This window comes from Bacillus sp. OK048, from assembly GCF_900103525.1.
In the GTDB taxonomy this organism is placed as follows: Bacteria; Bacillota; Bacilli; order Bacillales; family Cytobacillaceae; genus Neobacillus.
On sequence record NZ_FNHN01000013.1, the window covers coordinates 32,288 to 52,916 of the forward strand.

The 20,629-nt window shown below is 39.1% G+C and carries 19 protein-coding genes; 16 read left to right on the plus strand and 3 right to left on the minus strand.

The genetic code is table 11. The features are described from left to right. Positions 1-262: 262 nt before the first annotated feature. From BLR86_RS26480 to mtnN, 11 genes are all read left to right on the plus strand, one after another. Positions 263-493, plus strand: a complete 231-nt coding sequence (locus BLR86_RS26480; protein WP_139185670.1) for a hypothetical protein — start codon at positions 263-265, stop codon at positions 491-493. Positions 494-597: 104 nt separating this feature from the next. Further along, entirely contained in the window at positions 598-1,593 is a 996-nt protein-coding gene (locus BLR86_RS20385; RefSeq protein WP_090765965.1) for a LacI family DNA-binding transcriptional regulator, read from the plus strand. A 182-nt stretch (positions 1,594-1,775) separates the two neighbouring features. Next, positions 1,776-3,224, plus strand: a complete 1,449-nt coding sequence (locus BLR86_RS20390; protein WP_090765969.1) for a sucrose-specific PTS transporter subunit IIBC — start codon at positions 1,776-1,778, stop codon at positions 3,222-3,224. A gap of 58 nt (positions 3,225-3,282) precedes the next feature. Further along, positions 3,283-4,758 (plus strand): sucrose-6-phosphate hydrolase, encoded by a 1,476-nt coding sequence (locus BLR86_RS20395; RefSeq protein ID WP_090765972.1) that lies wholly within the window; start codon positions 3,283-3,285, stop codon positions 4,756-4,758. Between the two features lie 27 nt (positions 4,759-4,785). Continuing rightward, the gene (locus BLR86_RS20400; RefSeq protein ID WP_090765975.1) at positions 4,786-5,754 is read left to right on the plus strand and encodes a carbohydrate kinase family protein; all 969 of its coding nucleotides are present in this window, start codon (positions 4,786-4,788) and stop codon (positions 5,752-5,754) included. A gap of 298 nt (positions 5,755-6,052) precedes the next feature. Continuing rightward, positions 6,053-7,120 carry a methionine ABC transporter ATP-binding protein gene (locus tag BLR86_RS20405; protein ID WP_090765978.1) on the plus strand — a complete coding sequence of 356 codons (1,068 nt, stop codon included), beginning with the start codon at positions 6,053-6,055 and terminating at the stop codon, positions 7,118-7,120. Beyond that, entirely contained in the window at positions 7,117-7,797 is a 681-nt protein-coding gene (locus BLR86_RS20410; RefSeq protein ID WP_090765981.1) for a methionine ABC transporter permease, read from the plus strand. Before BLR86_RS20405 ends, BLR86_RS20410 begins: the two co-directional genes overlap by 4 nt. Positions 7,798-7,887: 90 nt before the next feature. Then, the gene (locus tag BLR86_RS20415; RefSeq protein ID WP_090765984.1) at positions 7,888-8,349 is read left to right on the plus strand and encodes an S-ribosylhomocysteine lyase; all 462 of its coding nucleotides are present in this window, start codon (positions 7,888-7,890) and stop codon (positions 8,347-8,349) included. Positions 8,350-8,354: 5 nt separating this feature from the next. Next, complete coding sequence (locus tag BLR86_RS20420) at positions 8,355-9,125, plus strand: SDR family NAD(P)-dependent oxidoreductase (RefSeq protein WP_090765986.1); 771 nt, start codon at positions 8,355-8,357, stop codon at positions 9,123-9,125. A gap of 44 nt (positions 9,126-9,169) precedes the next feature. Then, a complete protein-coding gene (locus BLR86_RS20425; protein ID WP_090766225.1) occupies positions 9,170-10,012 on the plus strand; it encodes a MetQ/NlpA family ABC transporter substrate-binding protein in 843 nt (280 codons plus the stop codon). A 13-nt stretch (positions 10,013-10,025) separates the two neighbouring features. Further along, complete coding sequence (mtnN, locus tag BLR86_RS20430) at positions 10,026-10,745, plus strand: 5'-methylthioadenosine/S-adenosylhomocysteine nucleosidase (protein WP_090765988.1); 720 nt, start codon at positions 10,026-10,028, stop codon at positions 10,743-10,745. A gap of 364 nt (positions 10,746-11,109) precedes the next feature. On the opposite strand, the gene BLR86_RS20435 is transcribed toward mtnN, so the two are convergent. Then, positions 11,110-12,627, minus strand: coding sequence for a glycine betaine uptake BCCT transporter (locus BLR86_RS20435; protein ID WP_090765991.1), 1,518 nt, complete (start codon positions 12,625-12,627; stop codon positions 11,110-11,112). A gap of 602 nt (positions 12,628-13,229) precedes the next feature. Between BLR86_RS20435 and BLR86_RS20440 the strand changes: the two genes are divergently transcribed. Beyond that, positions 13,230-13,817, plus strand: coding sequence for a 50S ribosomal protein L25 (locus tag BLR86_RS20440; protein WP_090765994.1), 588 nt, complete (start codon positions 13,230-13,232; stop codon positions 13,815-13,817). 541 nt (positions 13,818-14,358) lie between these two features. On the opposite strand, the gene mprF is transcribed toward BLR86_RS20440, so the two are convergent. After that, positions 14,359-16,890, minus strand: a complete 2,532-nt coding sequence (mprF, locus tag BLR86_RS20445) for a bifunctional lysylphosphatidylglycerol flippase/synthetase MprF (protein WP_254782392.1) — start codon at positions 16,888-16,890, stop codon at positions 14,359-14,361. A gap of 290 nt (positions 16,891-17,180) precedes the next feature. On the opposite strand from mprF, the gene BLR86_RS20450 reads away from it, so the two are divergent. Further along, positions 17,181-18,116, plus strand: a complete 936-nt coding sequence (locus BLR86_RS20450; protein WP_090765999.1) for a 3-hydroxyacyl-CoA dehydrogenase family protein — start codon at positions 17,181-17,183, stop codon at positions 18,114-18,116. Positions 18,117-18,453: 337 nt separating this feature from the next. Here BLR86_RS20450 and BLR86_RS20455 read toward each other — a convergent pair whose 3' ends face one another. Next, positions 18,454-19,311, minus strand: coding sequence for a DUF2935 domain-containing protein (locus BLR86_RS20455; RefSeq protein ID WP_090766003.1), 858 nt, complete (start codon positions 19,309-19,311; stop codon positions 18,454-18,456). A 692-nt stretch (positions 19,312-20,003) separates the two neighbouring features. Between BLR86_RS20455 and BLR86_RS20460 the strand changes: the two genes are divergently transcribed. The 3 genes from BLR86_RS20460 to BLR86_RS26485 are packed head-to-tail and all read left to right on the plus strand — an operon-like array spanning position 20,004 to position 20,518. Then, positions 20,004-20,258, plus strand: a complete 255-nt coding sequence (locus BLR86_RS20460) for a 3-hydroxyacyl-CoA dehydrogenase NAD-binding domain-containing protein (RefSeq protein WP_090766006.1) — start codon at positions 20,004-20,006, stop codon at positions 20,256-20,258. Then, positions 20,236-20,379 (plus strand): 3-hydroxyacyl-CoA dehydrogenase family protein, encoded by a 144-nt coding sequence (locus BLR86_RS20465; protein ID WP_254782393.1) that lies wholly within the window; start codon positions 20,236-20,238, stop codon positions 20,377-20,379. The genes BLR86_RS20460 and BLR86_RS20465 overlap by 23 nt, the downstream gene beginning before the upstream one ends. After that, complete coding sequence (locus tag BLR86_RS26485; RefSeq protein ID WP_139185672.1) at positions 20,321-20,518, plus strand: hypothetical protein; 198 nt, start codon at positions 20,321-20,323, stop codon at positions 20,516-20,518. The genes BLR86_RS20465 and BLR86_RS26485 overlap by 59 nt, the downstream gene beginning before the upstream one ends. Positions 20,519-20,629 lie beyond the last annotated feature (111 nt).

Below are 20,629 nucleotides of genomic sequence, written 5' to 3' on the forward strand. Positions count from 1 at the left end.
AGGACAAGTTTCTTTATTAGGAATAAAGTAAAATAAGCGGAGAGTTTCCGGTTAAATGCAGAATAGAGCTCGTTTCGGGGTAAATAAGGGGAGGTTTTCCGCTTATGCAAAGCAAAATTTCCTATTTTCGAATTTTTCGAGTCAATAGGCGGAATCTCTCCGTCTATGTAATCCCTTTTTAGTGATAATTACAAATTAAGCGGATTTCCTAGGTCTATTTATCAGCTCGGGTTGATGGCTTTAGAGAGTATATTTTTAAGCCATGGGTGCTAAAATGTTACTTATTCGTGAATATGGATTACAAGGTCTTGGCGCCTGGCAATTAACACTAGGATTCACCAGGATCTTGGCTTTTAACAAAGATTTTTACAATACTAAAAGTGTTAAAATATTCAATCAGGAAAGCCTTGGATCATCTCAGTTCAAGGCTTTTAAACTTGCAAATAAGTGGAAATTTAATATAAAATCTACTGTTTTTGGAGTTAGCAGTTGATATTTTTCCTATCAGTTAGCTTCGCATAATTGCTTCATTGTGGATGAAGTTATTTATGATACTATAAGGGTATATGAATTTGTAATGTTATGAGGTTGAGGACAATGAGTACAATTTTAGATATTGCTAAGCTTGCGGGTGTGGCGAAAAGTACGGTTTCTCGGTATTTAAATGGCGGCTCGGTTGGGGAAGCAACGAAGAAGAAAATTGAACAGGCAATCAAGGAAACCGGGTATACTCCGAATCCATTTGCGCAGAGTTTGAAAGCGAAGAAAACGAATATTATTGGTACGATTGTCCCGCGGCTTGATTCCTTTGCTGCATCACAAACGTTAATTGGCATCGATGAGCAATTAAAGCAAATGAATTATCAAATGCTTATCTCCAATACAAGTCAAAATCTAGAGCGAGAGATCGAAAGCATTTATAGCTTTGCCAATCAAAAGATGGCGGGGATTATATTGCTTGCTACCGAAATCACAGATCAGCATATCCAAGCATTTGAAAGTGTTAAGGTTCCAGTACTGTTAATAGGACAAGAGCATGAGAACTATCATAGTCTGATTCATGATGATTTTAATGCCGGTTATGCGATGGGGCGGTATGTACTAGAAAAGGGATATCGGAAAATTGCTTATTTAGGCGTAACGGAACGGGATATTTCAGTAGGCGTGAAAAGAAAGCAGGGTTTTAAAAAGGCGATACAAGAAGTAAATGATTGTGATGTTCGCTTTTATGAGACATTATTCAAGATTCCAGCTGCACAAGCGAGTGCAAAAGAGATTATCCATGAATTTCAGCCTGCCATCTTTGTTTGTGCAACCGATAATATAGCTCTTGGGGTCTTGAAGGCATCGTATTCAGAAGGGATGGCGATACCGCAGGACTTAGCAGTTACAGGATTTGGCGGCTATGATGTGACAGGAATCATTCATCCGGGAATAACGACAGCGAAGTTTTTTTACAAAGAAGCGGGGGAAACGGCTGCAAAACATATTGTAGAATTAGTTAACGAATTCCCTGTGGAAAAAGTAACACTTTCTAAATTTGAAATTATTGAGCGAGAAAGCGTTGACAATCTCTTTAACTCTACCCTATAATAAAGTCAACGAAACCGGTTCCAATTAAGAGGACCTATTCACTTGGTAACAATTGAATATGGCTTCTCTTTTAACCAATTATTTTTTTAGTTAATTTAGGAACCGGTTCCGCTCATGAAAGAGTTTATTTTTTTGTTCTTGGATGGAACCGGTTCCTTATCCGAATGAAGAGAGGGATTAAGATGGATCATAAAAAAATAGCACGGGAAGTTTTGGAGGCAATTGGTGGTCAGGAGAACGTATCAGCTGCAGCGCATTGCGCCACACGCTTACGGCTTGTTTTACAGGATGAATCAGTAGTTAATCAATCAGCGCTGGATAACATGGATGTCGTGAAAGGGACCTTTTCAACAGGAGGCCAGTTCCAAATTATCTTAGGTTCTGGAACGGTGAACGAGGTCTATAAGCACTTGGCGGAGATGTCTGGGCAAACAGAAATGTCAACGAGTGACGTGAAAGATGTGGCGACGAAGAAACTAAATCCGATCCAGCAATTCGTCAAAATGCTGTCAGACATTTTCGTTCCGATTATTCCAGCGATTGTAGCTGGCGGTTTATTAATGGGGATAAACAATGTCTTAACAGCTCCAGACCTGTTTATTAAAGGACAATCCTTAGTGGATGCTAATCCAGAAATGGCAGATTTAGCGGCACTTATTAATACATTTGCCAATGCTGCCTTTGTCTTTTTACCTATATTAATTGGTTTTTCAGCAACGAAACGGTTTGGAGGGAATCCTTTCCTTGGGGCCACACTTGGAATGCTAATGGTTCATCCGGACTTATTAAATGGGTACGGTTACGGTGCGGCGTTACTGAATAATGAAGTCCCAGTTTGGAATCTTTTTGGCTTAGAAATTGAAAAAGTAGGCTATCAGGGAACAGTACTTCCTGTTCTTGCCGCGTCTTTTATTCTTGCAAAAATTGAAACATCCTTACGGAAGGTTATTCCATCTGCTTTAGACAATCTATTAACACCGTTATTTTCTATATTTATTACTGGGGTTTTAACGTTCATTTTAGTAGGGCCGCTGACACGCTCAGCTGGTAATTTATTAACAGATGGAATTGTGTGGTTATATGATACAACAGGTGTCATTGGCGGTATCATCTTTGGTTTAGCTTATGCGCCAATTGTTATTACAGGTATGCATCATAGCTTTATTGCAGTAGAAACACAATTACTTGCCGATGTTGTGAAAACGGGTGGATCGTTTATCTTCGTTATTGCGGCAATGTCTAACATTGCGCAAGGAGGAGCGACACTTGCGGTGCTAAAGGCAACGAAAAATGCCAAAATTAAAGGAACAGCTTCTGCAGCTGGGATTTCAGCCTTACTAGGTATTACGGAACCAGCAATGTTTGGGGTTAACTTGAAGTTACGTTATCCATTTATCGGTGCCATTATTGGTTCGGCCGTCGGATCTGGCTTTGTTACGCTGTTCAAGGTTAAAGCGACTGCTTTGGGAGCAGCTGGTATTCCAGGAATCATTTCGATTCGCCCAGATACGATTATTTCTTATATTATCGGTATGGCGATCGCATTTGCCGTAGCATTTATCGTCACGATTGTTTTAGCGAAAAGAGACGAAAAAAAAGCAGTTAAACAAACATCTGATCAAGCAGCATAATAAAAAAATGAAAAGGAGAATCCTGTGATTCTCCTTTTGGGCATTAGGAGTGAACAGCATGGAATGGACAAAAGAGCAACGATACAGAAGAATGGATGACGTGTCAGAAGAGGAAGTTCATGGGTTAGCCAGACTAGTGAATCAATGCCCATGGCGCCAGTCCTTTCATATTCAGCCAGTGACAGGATTGTTAAATGATCCGAATGGATTTAGTTATTATAATGGGGAATATCATTTATTCTACCAATGGTTTCCACTCGGGCCGGTTCATGGGTTGAAGCATTGGTATCATACGAAGTCGAAGGACCTGGTTCATTGGGAGAATGTTGGAATGGGCATTGAACCGTCAAATGAATTTGATCGTCATGGGGCATATTCCGGTAGTGGAATTGAGCATGATGGGAAATTATTTATCATGTATACGGGCAATACGCGCGATGAATATTGGAATCGACACCCCTATCAATGCTTGGCTGTGATGAGTCCTGATGGAAGTATTGTCAAAATGGATGCACCGGTGATTGCAGAAGTTCCAAATGGCTATACTGACCATTTTCGAGATCCAAAGGTTTGGAAAAATGGGGACCTCTTCTATGCGGTGATTGGTGCCCAAAGGGAAAATGAGACTGGAAGTGTAGTTTTATATCGCTCAAGGGATTTAAAAGATTGGCAGTTTGTGGGTGAAGTGAAGACAGGGTTAGGTGAAGAGTTCGGTTATATGTGGGAATGTCCGGATTACTTTGAGCTGGATGGGCAAGGCGTATTCCTTTTCTCCCCACAAGGGTTAAAAGCGGAAGGTGACAGCTATCAAAATATTTATCAATCGGGGTATGTAGTTGGAAGTCCAATAGATTTAGAGAATATCGAATTGAAGCATGGTGTATTTCATGAGTTGGATCGCGGTTTTGATTTTTACGCACCGCAAACGACTGTGGACCACCAGGGGCGCCGGATATTAGTCGGTTGGATGGGACTACCGGAAATTGACTATCCTACTGATAAAAATGGTTGGGCACACTGTTTAACACTTCCTCGTGAGTTAAAGATTAACGACGGAAAACTGATTCAACAGCCAGTTCCTGAGTTGATTTTCCTTCGTGGGAAAAGGGTGGAAAGCAATCAAACCGTTGTGAATGAAAATGTTGGTATGGAAAACTTTGAGGGAAACGTGTATGAGCTTCTTGTGGAATTCTCTGATAGTACTGCTGAGGAGTTTGGATTGGAGCTCCGTGTAGGAAAAGATGAGAAAACCGTGATTAAATATGATGCGGTTGCGAAAAAGGTTGTGTTTGACCGGACTAGGTCGGGTGAATCCTTTGCTGAGGAGTTTGGTGCTGTTCGGAAGTGTACATTGGAAGCTGACAAGATTTCGTTCCGTATCTTTGTTGATGTTTCCTCTATTGAAGTGTTTGTAAATGATGGAGAGGAAGTATTTACTGGAAGGATTTTTCCTGGTAAAAATAGTAATGGAATCCGAGTGTTTTCCCATGGGGGCCAAACGAATGTACAGGCTGTTAAATGGGATATCAAGTAATCTATTAAAGGTACGAGAGGTGACAAAATGGGAAAGCTTTATTCGATTGGTGAAGTGTTAATTGATTTTATTCCTCTTCAAAAAGGAGTAGCCTTAAAGGATGTTGTAGCCTTTGAGAGAGCTCCAGGAGGGGCACCTGCAAATGTCGCTGCTGCTGTTGCTAAATATGGGCAGAAAGCAGCAATGATTTCTAAGTTAGGCAACGATGCGTTTGGCGATTTTTTAGTCGAAAAGCTTATCGAGGCTGGTGTTGAGACGGACAAAGTATATCGGACTGGTGAGGCGAATACGGCCTTGGCTTTTGTCTCTTTAAAAGAAAACGGGGAACGTGATTTTTCGTTTTACCGTAATCCTTCCGCTGATTTGTTGTTAAGCGAAGAGGAAATTGACCCAGCATGGTTCCAAGCGGGGGATATACTACATTTTTGCTCAGTTGATTTAGTGGAAAGCCCGATGAAACAGGCGCATAAGAAAGCAATTGCAGCTGTTTCAGGTGCAGGTGGATTGGTCAGCTTTGATCCAAATGTGCGGCTTCCGCTTTGGGAAGATCCAGAGGACTGTCGTAAGGCAATTCTCGAATTTTTACCAACCGCATATATCGTAAAGGTTTCTGATGAAGAGCTAAATTTTATTACAGGAATAAAAGATGAGTCGGATGCGATAAAATCATTGTTCATTGGAAATGTGAAGGCCGTTGTCTACACAAAGGGAGCTGCTGGAGCGGATTTGTTTTTAAAGGATGAAAAGTTTGAATCGAGCGGATATTCTGTTGAACCTGTGGACACAACCGGAGCGGGTGATGCGTTCATTGGCGGATTTTTATATCAATTACTAGAATTGAATGCAAGTCCGGAAAACATTGAAGAAGTACTGCGAGACCAGCAGGCCGGTATCCTTCAATTTGCCAATGCAAGCGGTGCCCTTACCACAACAGGAAAAGGAGCTATTTCTGCTCTGCCGAATAAGAGGGCAGTTGAGGAGCTTATTGGATATTAATACGTATTTTTTTGTGTGTCACCAAGGGACGATTTAATGGCTTTACTTTGCTAAAAATATGCTAACCTAATGTAAATTAAAAGAGGCTTTCTCATTAGTTGACAAACTTTTGAGGAGCCCTTTTTTTATAAATATATACCATTATTATTAACATCTACTTTGCGGATGGTGTCAGCTACGCTGGTACTACCCCTATTAAAAAATTTTTGTTTAAATTCCGAGTATTCTGATGTACAATTACTTAAATGTAATTTTTTGAGTTTTGAGAATATAGAAGTTTTAGGAAGGGTTGGGCATCATGATTTCTTTATCCACAATTAACGTTACATTTGAAACTAGCTCTCAGTCGGTAACAGCCGTTCAGGATGTCAATTTGCAGGTTGATGCTGGCGATGTTTATGGCATTGTAGGCTACAGCGGGGCCGGAAAGAGTACCTTGGTTCGCGTTATTAACCTGCTGCAACGACCTACATCGGGAAGCGTAAAAGTGAACGGTCAAGATTTGCTCTCCTTGAATCCCAAAGAGCTGCGGGTGGCCAGGAAGAAGATCGGGATGATCTTCCAACATTTTAACCTGATGAGTTCTAGAACGATCTTTGACAATGTAGACTACCCTTTAAAAAGCTCCAAGCTTTCCAAGCGTGAAAGAGCCCAGAAGGTTATGGATTTGCTTGAGTTGGTAGGTTTATCGGATAAACGGGATGCTTATCCCTCTCAATTGTCAGGTGGGCAGAAGCAGAGGGTAGCCATTGCCAGAGCGCTGGCGAATGACCCGGAAATACTCTTATGCGATGAAGCAACCAGTGCGCTGGATCCCAAAACAACGCTATCCATCCTGAAATTGTTGAAGAAGCTGAAACAAGACCTCGGCCTAACGATCGTTATTATTACGCATGAAATGCAAGTGGTGAAAGAAATATGCAACAAAGTGGCAGTGATGGAAGCGGGTCGGATCATCGAGCAAGGCGATATCGTCTCCATCTTCAGCAGTCCGCAAAATGCATTAACCCGTGATTTCATCAATACGGCAACGCAAGTTGATCAAACGTTGGAAAAGCTCGCGCAGCATCCGTCATTGGTTCATCTGAAGGAAAACGATATCTTGTGCAAGATTTCTTTTATTGGCGATAGTACCAGCGAGCCGATCATTTCGGCGCTTTCCGCTAGGTATAGGGTGACAACCAATCTTTTATTCGCTAATGTGGAAATTTTACAGCAGACACCGATCGGCTTCCTGATTGTTGTTATGTCGGGTACCACCAGCGATCTAGAAGCTGCACTAAAGTATTTGCAGTCAGTTCAGGTGGAGGTTGAATTGATCGATTCCCGGCTTTTGCAGAACAGTAAAGTAGGTGATCCAGTATGAGCGATTTCTTTATGAAATATTTTTCAAATATATGGAGTTTTAGAGAGGAAATCCTCTTAAGCACTTATGAAACGATTTATATGGTGGCCGTAACCTCGTTATTTTCGGTAGTATTCGGCATATTGTTTGGCATTACTCTCGTTGTCGTAGATAAAGGAGGGATTCTGGAGAACAGGCTGATTTATAGTGTCGTGGAAAAAGTCATTAACCTGTTTAGATCCATTCCGTTTATTATTCTCATCGCCGTTATCGTTCCTGTTACCCGTATGATCGTAGGGACATCGATCGGTATGCATGCAGCTATCGTGCCTTTGGTCATCGGAATAGTACCTTTCTATGCCAGACAAATACAAAATGCGCTGGTAGAAGTAGATTCAGGGATTATTGAAGCGGCTCAATCCATGGGTTCGGGGCCAATTGAGATTATTTTTCGTGTTTATCTGAAAGAGGGCATGGCAGGCATTATCCGTGCTTCTTCGGTTACGATCATTAACCTAATCGGGCTGACGACGATGGCGGGTGCCATTGGCTCGGGAGGATTAGGCAGTCTGGCGATTAATCAGGGGTATAACCGATTCCAGACGGATATTACACTTGTAGCAACGATTTTGATCCTGATTCTGGTGTTTGCATGCCAATTCATCGGAGATTATTTCACCAAGAAGTCGACGCATTAACAACTAGCACATATCGATTTATACAGTATGCTACCTTCGGGTACGTACTGAAATAAATATACAATACTATAGAAAAAGGACTGAAGTACAATGGCAATAGTAGAAAGCTTCCAATTGGACCATACGATCGTAAAGGCTCCTTATGTCAGAGCAGCGGGGGTAGAGCGCGATGAGAAAGGCAGTACCGTGCAAAAATATGATCTGCGCTTCCTGCAACCGAATCAAGATGCGATTCCGACGGCTGCGCTTCATACACTTGAACATTTGTTGGCGACGTATATGAGAGATGAGATTCAAGGCATCATCGATATATCACCTATGGGATGCAGAACGGGATATTACCTAATTCTCTGGAACGAGCATGATCCGGAAGAAATCGCATCCGCATTGGAAAGAACGTTGAAGCGCGTGCTGGAAACGACGGAGGTTCCGGCCGTATCCGCATTGGAATGCGGCAATTACAAGGATCATTCGCTGTTCTCCGCACAAGAATACGCGAAGATTGTACTACATGCTGGAATTAGCAGAGATCCGTTCGAAAGGGTATTGTAATTGACATGATTACGCTTGATTTATCGCAACTTACGGCGGTTGTAACCGGCGGAAATTCAGGCATTGGACAAGGTATCGTGCAAATCTTGCTTGAGAGCGGGGCTAAGGTGATCTCTGCCGATCTCGCATACGAAGACGATTATAAAGTTATTGACGGGCAGTTGTCCGAGTCCAGGCTGGATTTGTCCCGTTCAGAGGATATCTATCGCTGGTCAGATATTGTATTAGAGCAGTCAGGGGTACCAGATATCGTTGTGAATTGCGCTGGCATTTCCACGATGGATTATGTCATTGACAGCAAGCTGGAAGATTGGGAAAAGGTATTCTCCATCAATTCCACTGGGCTGTACCTGGTATCCAAGATTTTTGCGAAGAAGATGGTCGAGGCCGGGAAGCCGGGTAGAATCATACAGATGGCTTCACAAGCCGGAAAGAACGGGTATCGTGCCATGGGCGGATATTGCGCGTCCAAACATGCCGTTCTTGGGTTAACGAAAGTCATGGCGATTGAACTTGCGCAGCATAAAATTCTGGTCAATGCGGTATGCCCAGGCATTGTCGAGACGCCGATGAAGCATCGAGAACGCATCGAAGGCGGGATAATCCGCAAGATGACCGCCGAGGAGATCTATGCCGAGGATTGCTCACAGGTACCGCTCGGAAGGACCGCCGAGGTTCTAGACGTTGCTAATGTTGTGCTGTTTCTGGCTAGTCCATTATCTTCATATATGACAGGACAGGCCATCAATGTAACCGGCGGTATGACGATGCATTAGGGCAATAATATTTCATTTAGTCTAGGGGGAGAAAGTATATGAATATAAAAAAATTATGGGGCGGATTGGCGATCGGATTGACCTTGACACTGTTGGTAGCTGGCTGCGGAAGCAAGACATCGAGCGACGGCCAGACAATCGTCATTGGTTCAATGGGTTCTGACGCCCAGATTTGGAAGCATATCGCGCAGTCTCAGGAGGCAAAGGATGCCAAACTTACTATCGAAGTCAAGGAGATCAATGGTGGTGTTGTAATGAATAACGCAACCAAAGAAGGAGAGGTTGACGTGAACGCCTTCCAATCTTGGGGTTACTTGGTTAGCTACAATAAAGACAGCAACGCCAACCTTGTTGCGGTATCGACGACTTACCTTGAACCAATGGGAATTTATTCGCAGAAGATCAAGAATATCAATGACGTCCCGGACGGTGCGCTCGTCGCCTTGGCTGATAACCCGGCCAATACATCTAGAGGATTAAAAGTATTGCAAGCGTCCGGACTGATCAAGTTAAAGGACGGCTTCAATGAGGGGACAGGTTCGGTGAACGATATCGCAGAGAATCCTAAAAACCTAAAATTCAAATTGATCGACGACACGACTGGTCCGCGAGTGATTCAAGATGTGGATCTCGTATTGATCGGTAATACGATCGCGATGGAAGGCGGACTTAACGTATTGAAGGACTCCTTGTTCCATGAGGAAGTTTCTGTAGATACAAAAAACAGCATCAACGTGCTTGTAACCACCGCTGATAAAAAGGACGATCCTGGCATCTTGAAATTAGGTGAATTGTATCATAATGACGATACCCAAAAATATATAGAAAAAGAATTCGGTGGCTCGAAGGTGCCTGTAATTAAGCCAATTTCATACCTGAAAGAATAGAGAGGCTTTGATTATGAGAATTGCAATTATCACGGCGATGGAGGAGGAAATGGCTCCTTTTCGCATTGAATCACGAATCACGGCAAGGTTACAGGTAGGCAAGGTTATCGTTGAAGAAGCAATCTATCATGGCCAGCATCTGATTCTAGTAGAAAGTGGTATCGGCAAGGTCAATGCAGCTGTCGCAGTTACGCTGCTTATCGAACGATATAAACCGGATTTGATCATCAATGTAGGTTCGTCGGGTGCATTTGCCGAGGGATTAAAGGTGGGTGACGTCGTTGTCGCTACGCAATATAGGTATGGAGATGTTGATGCTACTTGCTTTGGTTATGAATATGGCCAGGTTCCGCAAATGCCAGCGAAATATGATTTAGACGATAACTGGCTGGAGGTAGCAAGACAAGCTGCTGCCGAAGCAGATGATCTTCCGTATTCACTCGATTTCGGATTAATATTGACGCTAGATTCCTTCATGAGTGAATCCGATCGAGTCGAATGGGTTAAATCGACTTTTCCTTCCGTTAAGGTATCGGATATGGAAGGACTCGCCATCGTGCAAGCTGCTGCCCAATATGGTATTCCGGTGTTAGCTATCAAAGTGGTATCGGATATTGCCGGCCATGGCGGCGATACGGCGGATAGTTTCGATGAAAATCTGGATGACGTTGCCAAGCATGCTGCGCACTTTACTGATCTGCTGGTTCAGCGGATTCTGTCGAGCGCCGTGTAGATCAATTAAGGCGCCCACCAAATGATTGGCGAGTTTCTTTATTAAGAAAAAAGTGAAATAAGCGGAGAGCTTCCGGTTATATGCAGAATGGAGCTCGTTTTGAGGAAAATAAGGGGAGGTTTTCCGGTTATGCAAAGCAAAATCCCTCATTTTCACGTTTTTCAAATCAATAGGCGAAATCTCTCCGTCTATTTAAGCTCTTTTTACTAATAATTACAAATTAAGCGGAGTTTTTCCGTCTTAATCGAAGAGCATGAGAAGCGATGCTAAGAGCTATGAGGTCAGTCCCCCCGTTCGTTAAAGCTTTAGTTCACGGAGGGGATGACCCACTAGCCTAGTTGATGATTAATTCCCGTTCTGTTTATTAAGTCTGATTTTTTCGTGGTTTCGGCTTTATGTACAATCCAAGTTCTTTTCTCTCTTTTGTTAAAGAGCGATAAAGAGATATCATCATTAAGATAATGACAATTGAAAATGGGAATGCTGCTCCAATTAACGCATTTTGAAGGGCTTGTAGGCCACCGCTATATAAAAGGATTAATGCTACAGCAGACTGGGCAATACCCCAAGTTAGTTTTACTGGATTAGATGGGTTTAGTGACCCGTACGTTGTTTGCATACCAAGTACGAATGTTGCGGAGTCTGCTGAAGTGATAAAAAATATTCCTACAAGGATGATTGCTATTATTGAAAGCATTGTAGACCATGGAAATTCACTAAAGACTGCAAATAAAACTTGCTCGGTAGCCAAGCTTGATAAATCAATATTTCCAGCGTGCTGTACTTCAATTGCTGAAGTACCAAAAATAGCAAACCATAAAAAGCTAACGATAGCCGGAAGGAATAAAACACCAATGATAAATTCACGGATGGTCCTTCCCTTTGAGACGCGGGCAATAAAAATTCCAACGAACGGTGACCATGAAATCCACCATGCCCAATAAAAAATCGTCCATCCATTAATCCAAGATCGCTGCTCAACATCAAGTGGTGCTATGCGGAAACTCATTTGAACAAGATTTTGAATATATCCACCAATCGTATCAGTAAAAATATTTAAAATGAGGATGGTTGGTCCAATAATGAACATTAATAACATTAATGCAATGGCTAAAATCATGTTTAGATTGCTTAATATTTGTATCCCTTTGCTTAATCCAGACCAAGCCGACATAATAAAAAGTACCGTCACAACAGCAACAATGATCACTTGAACGGTGAAATTATTCGGTATTCCAAATAAGTAAGATAAGCCCCCATTAATTTGCGCAGCTCCAAATCCTAGTGTCGTTGCAACGCCAATGACTGTTGCAAAAACTGCCAACACATCTATTACGATTCCGAGAGAACCTTCCATGCTTTTTCCTAAGACAGGTTTTAATGTTGCTGAAATAAGTCCTGGTTCACCCTTACGAAATTGAAAATACGCCAAAGCTAATGCCACAATTGCATAGATCGACCATGCATGAATTCCCCAGTGAAAAAACGTGTACCTCATTGCTTCTTTATGGGCAGCTGCTGTTGAGCCCTCTGCTAATGGCGGTTTTACGAAGTGGGAAAGTGGCTCTGCGGCACCCCAGAATACTAACCCAATTCCCATACCAGCGCTAAATAACATTGCAAACCAAGAAGCTTTTGAATACTCCGGTTTTTCATCAGCTTTTCCTAATTTTAGCGACCCAACAGGACTGAAAATAAGAAAAATACAAAAAATAACAATAACTGAAACTAAAATTAAATAATACCAGCCAAAAGCTGATGTGAGAAATGCTTGAATATTGCCTGTTACTTCTTCAAAGCTATTCGGTGCAGTTGCACCAAATATAACTGCTGCAAGCACGATGGCAATAGAAATCCAAAATACGTTGGACATTTTTTTCATCGAATGTTCCTCTCTTTGTAAAAAAATTCCTCCTAAAACAGTAAAAAGTAAATAAATTACCTTAAACTGAGTACTTTAAAACATGATTTCAAAGCAGAGAATATTAAACTTATCAGAACTGGTGTGGAGATTGCAAAAGAAACGAAGTAAATATAACGATATATATTATATATTTCTACATTTACTATTCCTCATTGTCCTGAAATAATGCTAAGCGAAATAATATTAAAATGTCACGATTATCAACACAAACGGTCAGGTTTAAAGGAATGATAAATGTAATCTCCCCAGATAAGCATACAAAAAGCCCCCTTGGCGGGTGATAACCAAGAGGTCTCTTGTGCTTCTTTTAACCTAGGCGCTGGGCGAACCAGAAAAGGCCCATAACAATGATAATGGTGGAGCTGGTTGTGAAGGAAGCGGGAAAACGTTTATACTTTTTGGCCATGGTAAGAAATGGCGGTAAACAAAACGAATAAGCTTAGCTTTTGAAATAATATACAGGATTAGATATACTTGAATAGTAAGGTAATTTTTAATAGTTTTAGACTATAAAAATTAAATTCTAAGACTCATCTAATTTGGAAGGTGGAAGTTAAAAAGTGAATACACTAGTAGCACAAGAAAGAAAAGATGTTAAGAAATCTACTTTGAAAACATTGAGAAATGAAGGGGAAGTTCCTGCAATTGTTTATGGAAGAGAGAGTAATACTGAATCTATTTTTATTAACTACAAAGAATTACGAAATGTAATCAGGAAGGTTGGTAGATATGGTATTATATCACTAAACCTTAATGAAACATCAAAAAATGTTATTTTAAGAGATTACCAAAGTAATCCTGTAACAAAGGATTTACTTCACGTGGATTTTCTTCAAGTTGATAAGCACACTGAAATCGATACAAATGTTAGTGTAATTTTAAAGGGAACATCTAGTGGAGAAAAAGTTGGAGGAATGGTTAAACAGTTTCTTCACGAATTGAATATAACAGCAAATGTGAATGATATCCCTGATAGTATTGAAATTGATATCACAAATTTTGAAATCGGTCATACCGTTCAAATAGCAGATCTTAAAAAAGATTATAGTAACTGTACGTTCAAGCATGAGGATGAAGAAGCCATCATGATGGTGGACTATGTGAAACCTGTAACAGAGGATGAAGAAGTTGAAGTATCAGGAGTTTAGCCCTAAAATATATGTAAATAAGTCCAAGAAATAGGATCAACTTACGAAGATTAGCACTCGACGCTATGCTTCATTAAACTGACCATATTTCATAGTTTTAATGATGTTTGTCTTTTACCATTAAAAGTATAAATAAAACGAAAAACGATGTCAATATTTTTTTTGAGCAAATATTGATTTGTTATTTCTCGCCTATAGTTGAAGCATTTATTGTTCTTCTGCTACCGGTCTTTATGCTAACATAGCGGATTTTTAAAGAAGCTTCTCATAAGTTGAGCAAACTTGTGGGAAGCTTCTTTTTTTGTATCATATAATGAAGACATAAATTTTGTTCGTTCAATCGTATTAGAGGATTAATGAGAGTGAGGGGCGACAAAAAAGAATTCAAGCACGGAAGGTCAGGCACCCTCCATTTTGGAGGATACCTGGCACCTTTAGTCACATATGGACTTTCCTTCTTTTTTTAATATAAATAGAAATGTTCGAATTCGTCTATACAAAAGTTCAACCTGATGAAACGGATTGTTTACAGAAGGTATCATTATATTCGTTTTTTTCCTATCAAAAGCGCCACTTGGGCCATTGTAAAAGGAAGAGAAGATTTTCTTCTGTAAGCCAGATACTTAGAATCCCAGGAATCTGCATATTTTTCTTTGAATTTCCGTAATCCTTGAAAATGATAAAAAAAATGACCATGCAAATATATGTGGGAAGCAATCTTTTCACCAAAAAATGAAAACTTGGAAATCCCTACATTAGAAAGGGGCGCCATTCCTAGATTAAAGTTCTTATATCCTTCTTCTTTTGCCCATTCAAATAATGAGAGAAAAATAAAATCCATTGTTCCAGATGGAGAACTCCGTTTAAATCGCATCAAATCTACTGAAATCGTTTCGTTATTATCATAAACCGGCATCAGGCTTGTAAAGGCGATGATCTGTGTACCGTTATCTTTCAAAATTGCCATTTCAGACTTATTCAAGTAATCTTCATCAAAAAAGCCTAAGGAAAATCCTTTTTCTTTTCTACCTTGAAGCCAATCATCTGATACTGCTTTTAGTTCATTAAACAACTCAGGAGAAAAAGGCGGCTTTATTATTTCAAAATGATAATTCTCTCGTTCAAACTTATTTTTAACCGTTCTTGCCCCTTTCATTTTTTTTCCTGAAAGAGAGAAGTGCGCTAAATCAACAAATGCCTCTTCGCCAAGCTTAAAAAAGTCGAAACCGCTCTCATGGAGATAAGGAAGCATGTGATGACTAACTTCATAAAATGAAGGCGTATATCCATGAAGATCTGAAGTATGCTGAAACTCTTCTAATGCAAGTGGAAAATCAGCTTTCTCTCCGATAGGGTCCCCAAGAATCACGAGCTTGTCAGCATATTTTTGAAAGGAAAATAGGACACTGTTCTTGTTATTCCAGAAAATAAATTTATCATGCAGGAAAATTAAATGGGTTAGAACATTTCCATTATATTTTTTTATGTGTTCTAGTATTTTTTCCTCCTGGCTATTGGATGTTTCCATAAACCGATTCTTTGGCTTCTTAATAACATTTCCAATTTTTAGTACGAATATGGCGATGATTAGTCCAATAAAAGCACTGAAAAACAAATCATGATAATCAGTAATAGCATAAGGGATTAGCTTTGTCGGTATATTGACTTTTGCTGTAGGTAAATTCAAGTAACCGATGATCACATACATAGAAGTAATGAGTATGACCATTAGAACATCAAAAATGGTTTTGCTCCATGTTAAAACATAACTCTCCCGATAAAATCGGGACTTAGACCCTCGAAGGAGTAAGGCGACAATCAGCACTACAATTGTTTCCTCATAGTCAAACCCTTTGAAAAGGGAAAATATCGCAGCAAAGGATAATACGGCTATGGTTAGTTGATAGGCTCGCTTTACTTTATATTCAATTCCTCTTGATAAACCAAGAAGGACAAACCCAGCAGCAACGGAAAGCTGGTGGGATAAGCTAATGATAGGAAAGGTTACAATATCTTCGACAAATTTCAACCTTCCCACGATTCCTGGCACAGCTGCCGACAGAAGTAAGATCAACCCAGAAACAAAAACTAATATGGTTAAAAGCACATGGCTTGCATTCTGCACGAGTGCATTTGGGAGATTGTCCCATGAATCATTCCATTTTTTCCAAAAATCTTTTACGAATAGTACAAATCCAAATATAAATGGAATAAATAAATAGCCAATCCGATATAAAATCAGAAGTACCAGTATCTTTTCATTTTCTATCCCTAAATATTGTGATCCCCAGATGAAAACCAGATCAAATGATCCAAGACCACCAGGGATTAAACTGACAATTCCAGCACATGAAGCAATAATAAAAATAGGGAAAATTTCATTAAAGTGAAAAGGTATGTTTAACACGTTAGCTAATAGCCAAATAGCTAGAAAGATAGCTGACCATTCCATGAAAGAAGTAAACAAAAGTTGGATCTTTGTTCGTGTTTCAATGGTGGGTTCCGTACGTTCTTTGTTTTTTATGAAAGATAGGATCATTAGGACTGGAAGATATAGCCCTACTCCGATCACGGCCAAATATAACCATTTTGTTTTTAATAAAAGCGGAATATCCCTGTAACCGGCAAGAATGAACCAGGCAAGCAATGAAATACCTGTAAGATAAAATAATGATACTGTAGCAATTGTTTTCAGCAGTCTGCTTTTGTCCATTTCATATGTTTGATAGAAGTAAGTTCTTAGCAACACTCCAATTAAACCGGCAAAACCAATTAAATTTGAAAAAGAGTTTACAATAAGTGACTGTTTGATTAACCTTTTTGTCGGTACAGTGATACCTAATATTTTTACAATTGCTGAATCATAAAAGAACATGGGAGTAATTGCTGCCATCGTAATCAATAGAACGATCGCCAATTTTGGATAGTGAATTTGACTTACAACATGTTGGAGCATTGCCATATCTATATTCCCTGTGAATTTTTTGATTTCAATTACGGCGAGAATTAATAAAATTAGTGGAAAAGTAATTTTTAGGAATTGAAATACTTTTGATTTTATAAATTTTTGCATATGCATCCCCTTAATCGTCTTAACTTTTTTATGGATTGTGTTAAAAGCTAAAGATCGAATAATAGATATGGATTAAATTAATGAATTATTCCTTAACAGCTTTAGTTTGTTCATTGTATTTTTTCGTATTCTTAACTAACTACGGAAAAAAAATAATATATTATTTACTGCTTTATAAAATCAGCTTTCAAAAAGGCTGGAATAGTTACCGCTGCAAATGCTTCTGGTATTAACAGAATTATAGTAAAATAAAAATAGATTAATATAATAATGACATAGGAGGGGTACTAATGACTGAAAAAGTTACTGTATTAGGTGCAGGTACAATGGGGCATGGAATTGCACAACTGTATGCACAGGCAGGATATGATGTTTTTTTATATGATATAAAAGCTGAGTTTTTAGCCAATGCGGTCACCAGAATTTCAACGAATTTAAATATGTTAATTCAAGAGGGAGTTATTGGTGAAAAGGAAAAAGAAAGCGCTTTATCCCATGTTTTTACAACGACAAATTTAGAAGAGGCTGTTAAGGATACATCCTTTGTTACTGAAGCTGCTTCAGAGAATTTAGCTATTAAATTTAGCTTGTTCAAACAATTGGAAGAATTGATTTCGGATGATACCGTTATTGCTTCCAATACTTCAACATTTTCACTAAGACAATTATCGGAAGGGTTTCAGAAGAAAGATCGTTTAATGATCACCCACTTCTTTAATCCAGCACAGATTGTTCCGTTAGTGGAAGTGGTGAAAGGGCCAGATACGGCACAAGAAATGATTGATCGAACCATAGAAGTACTGAAAAGTATAGGAAAAAAACCAGTAGTTCTGAAAAAAGATATCCCTGGTTTCATTGCCAATCGCTTGCAAGCAGCACTAGTCCGGGAAGCTTTTTACTTATTAGATGAAGGGATTGCCTCCGCAGAAGATATTGATTCAGCCATTACCGATGGTCCCGGATTCAGATGGTCATTCATTGGTCCTTTAGAAACGGCTGATTTTGGAGGACTTGATATTTGGAAGAGTGTGGTAGAGAATCTTGCTCCAGTATTATCAAAAGAGATCAAGATTCCAGCATTTGTTGAAGAAAAAGTTCAAAGTGGAAATCTAGGAACCAAATCTGGTAGTGGGTTATTTACATATGCAGACGATGAAGAAGTTCAACTGAAAATTAAACAAAGAGATGAAAACTTTGTTAGATTAGCTAAAATAAAGAACAAATAAATTTTTAAAAGAAGGCAACGAACTCATTGGAGTAGTATGGGAGTTAAACGTTGCTGGAAGTATATTACACCAGTAACGCTAACATCATTAGGGACTTGTTCAAGTGCTGCAACTATTCCTAGTAATCTTAAAATTAAGGTGCCAAAAGTGAGTTTGTAAGTTAGGTAGAAAAAGTAGGGTTAGTGCTTGCGCATAGTGTTAAATCATTAAAAGATTACTATAGTGAATATCTGGAGATAAGTGTGTGTATTTGAAGGACCACGGTGACGGTTCTTGTGGCATGAACTAGCTAGATTAAAACCATAAGAACCGTCACGGTGGCTTATAAAAGAGGTCCTTAATATGAATTTCTAGGTTGTGGGTGACCGCTAGTAAGATGGGCATCAAACATATCTATGATTTCAAGGAACCTATCAGCTTCCCGAAAAACATGGTCTGCTAATAGTGGGTGAATGATACTCTTAATTTTACATTGCTCAATTAAATCACGTGCAGTCTTCTTAAAGTCCCGAAGAGATGAGACTGATACACGGTTTTGATCCAAAAATTGATCCAAAAGAGGAATTGTTTGAGATTGTGGTTTCATCGAGTCTAAATCTCTGGCTTGGTACAATAATTGATCAAAATCATTACTAAAATCACGTGCTACATCAATTAATTTCCTTTCGGAAGGATCCAGCAAATGACCAATAAATTTGGCATGGTCAGCCATAATCCTTAAGAAGAAGACATTTTCTTTAATAATGGCGTCTGGAAGGGCATCCAATTTACCTTCATTTAATTGAATTAGTCGTTTTCTAAAGTAATTAGCTTCCCTGCTTGTATGATCAACTAGCAGTGGGAAATTATTGGCTCCCGGCAACTTACATGAAATAATTAAGCCTAATATTTTTCGTTTAAATACATATATATTCGTTGCAGCTTGTTGAACTTCTGAATTAAATCTGCGAATTTGTTCTGGATCTGTTTGATTATTAAATGTATGTGTGGTTTGTTCAATGCGTTCAAATGTTCGGTAAAATTGATTAGCCTCTTGAATTAGTTGGGTATCCTCTGCTCTAAAACCCAATCGCAGAAATAAAGAATGTTCTTTCATGATCCTAGCCCAAAAACGTATTTCATTTAAAGACCGCTCCACAAACAATCCTGATGTTACACCAGTATCAGCATGTAACATGTGTTCATCCCCGTTCATTCTTGAACCCCCCCCCCTTAATAATGCAATTGTTCTAATCTTATTTTCAATTCAATTAAATCCTATTATCAAATTCATCTAAATATACCTAGAACCAAAGTTCAGCTTTTTAAATAAACCTTTTCCTTTGTTCTTCCTAGGTCAATGTCCAAAAATCTTATTCCCACGTTAAAATCGAGAATCGTCACCGTGGCTTTAAATACAAAAGATTTCTTCGACAATAAATTTTTCTAGAAAACAGGGAAAACCCTGATTTAAAAGGGTTTACTGCACTTTCAATCAATCGATTAGTTAGTAATATATTTGTTTCTAATTGTTAAATTGTGTATTTCGTTAGCTTCTATTGTCAGTTTTTAAGTTGATTCCTTACAACCACAACTTTTACACGTCAATTTATTTTCTAGAAAACAGCCCAAAGTTGGTTTGATAAAAGGGTTTACCTGCTATTTAACCAAACGATTAATTAGTTGAATCAATTTTAATTAAACGATTGATTAGAAAAGCTTAAAATGCTGTCAAACCTGTGTTTAAACCTCATTAGTTAGACGGAATTTGTCGAGAGGAAGACTGGTGAAGTAGTAGTAATGTAAATTTATTACTATTGATATTGACTTTTTCATCTTAATTGTATTAACAGAACTATAGTAAAATAAAAAATAGATTAATAAAATAATGACATAGGTGGGGTACTAATGGCTGAAAAAGTTACTGTATTAGGTGCAGGTACAATGGGGCATGGAATTGCACAACTGTATGCACAGGCAGGATATGATGTTTTTTTATATGATATAAAAGCTGAGTTTTTATCCAATGCTGAAGCAGCTTCAGTAACAAAGGATGTATCCTTAACAGCCTCTTCCGAAAAGTATAGGAAAAAAACCAGTAGTTCTGAAAAAAGATATCCCTGGTTTCATTGCCAATCGCTTGCAAGCAGCACTAGTCCGTGAAGCTTTTTACATACTAGATGAAGGGATTGCTTCCCCAGAAGATATTGATTTAGCCATTACAAATGGTCCTGGATTTTGCCCCAGAATTATCCAAAGAGATAAAGATTCCAGCATTTGTTGAGGAAAAAGATCAAAGTGGAAATCTAGGAACCAAAACAGTTAGTGGATCATTTACATATGCAGACGATGAAGAAGTTCAACAGAAAGTTAAACAAAGAGATGAAAATTTTGTTAGATTAGCTAAAATAAAGAACACTTAAAAAGACCTATATATGTTAAGTGATACTCAAAAATTTTATGCTAACATTTTGCTAACGCGATCAAATGAAAAACGGTAAATTCACATTAAAGATATTACAACGCCGATTTAG

What these genes read in the sequence shown, in the direction of transcription:
- mtnN (WP_090765988.1), top strand. Translation starts at nt 10,026, where the DNA reads ATGAGAATTGCAATTATCACGGCGATGGAGGAGGAAATGGCTCCTTTT.
- BLR86_RS20385 (WP_090765965.1), top strand. Translation starts at nt 598, where the DNA reads ATGAGTACAATTTTAGATATTGCTAAGCTTGCGGGTGTGGCGAAAAGT.
- BLR86_RS20415 (WP_090765984.1), top strand. Translation starts at nt 7,888, where the DNA reads ATGGCAATAGTAGAAAGCTTCCAATTGGACCATACGATCGTAAAGGCT.
- BLR86_RS20450 (WP_090765999.1), top strand. Translation starts at nt 17,181, where the DNA reads ATGACTGAAAAAGTTACTGTATTAGGTGCAGGTACAATGGGGCATGGA.
- BLR86_RS20410 (WP_090765981.1), top strand. Translation starts at nt 7,117, where the DNA reads ATGAGCGATTTCTTTATGAAATATTTTTCAAATATATGGAGTTTTAGA.
- BLR86_RS20455 (WP_090766003.1), bottom strand. Translation starts at nt 19,311, where the DNA reads ATGAACGGGGATGAACACATGTTACATGCTGATACTGGTGTAACATCA.
- mprF (WP_254782392.1), bottom strand. Translation starts at nt 16,890, where the DNA reads ATGCAAAAATTTATAAAATCAAAAGTATTTCAATTCCTAAAAATTACT.
- BLR86_RS20400 (WP_090765975.1), top strand. Translation starts at nt 4,786, where the DNA reads ATGGGAAAGCTTTATTCGATTGGTGAAGTGTTAATTGATTTTATTCCT.
- BLR86_RS20395 (WP_090765972.1), top strand. Translation starts at nt 3,283, where the DNA reads ATGGAATGGACAAAAGAGCAACGATACAGAAGAATGGATGACGTGTCA.
- BLR86_RS20435 (WP_090765991.1), bottom strand. Translation starts at nt 12,627, where the DNA reads ATGAAAAAAATGTCCAACGTATTTTGGATTTCTATTGCCATCGTGCTT.
- BLR86_RS20460 (WP_090766006.1), top strand. Translation starts at nt 20,004, where the DNA reads ATGGCTGAAAAAGTTACTGTATTAGGTGCAGGTACAATGGGGCATGGA.
- BLR86_RS20390 (WP_090765969.1), top strand. Translation starts at nt 1,776, where the DNA reads ATGGATCATAAAAAAATAGCACGGGAAGTTTTGGAGGCAATTGGTGGT.
- BLR86_RS20405 (WP_090765978.1), top strand. Translation starts at nt 6,053, where the DNA reads ATGATTTCTTTATCCACAATTAACGTTACATTTGAAACTAGCTCTCAG.
- BLR86_RS26480 (WP_139185670.1), top strand. Translation starts at nt 263, where the DNA reads ATGGGTGCTAAAATGTTACTTATTCGTGAATATGGATTACAAGGTCTT.
- BLR86_RS20420 (WP_090765986.1), top strand. Translation starts at nt 8,355, where the DNA reads ATGATTACGCTTGATTTATCGCAACTTACGGCGGTTGTAACCGGCGGA.
- BLR86_RS26485 (WP_139185672.1), top strand. Translation starts at nt 20,321, where the DNA reads ATGGTCCTGGATTTTGCCCCAGAATTATCCAAAGAGATAAAGATTCCA.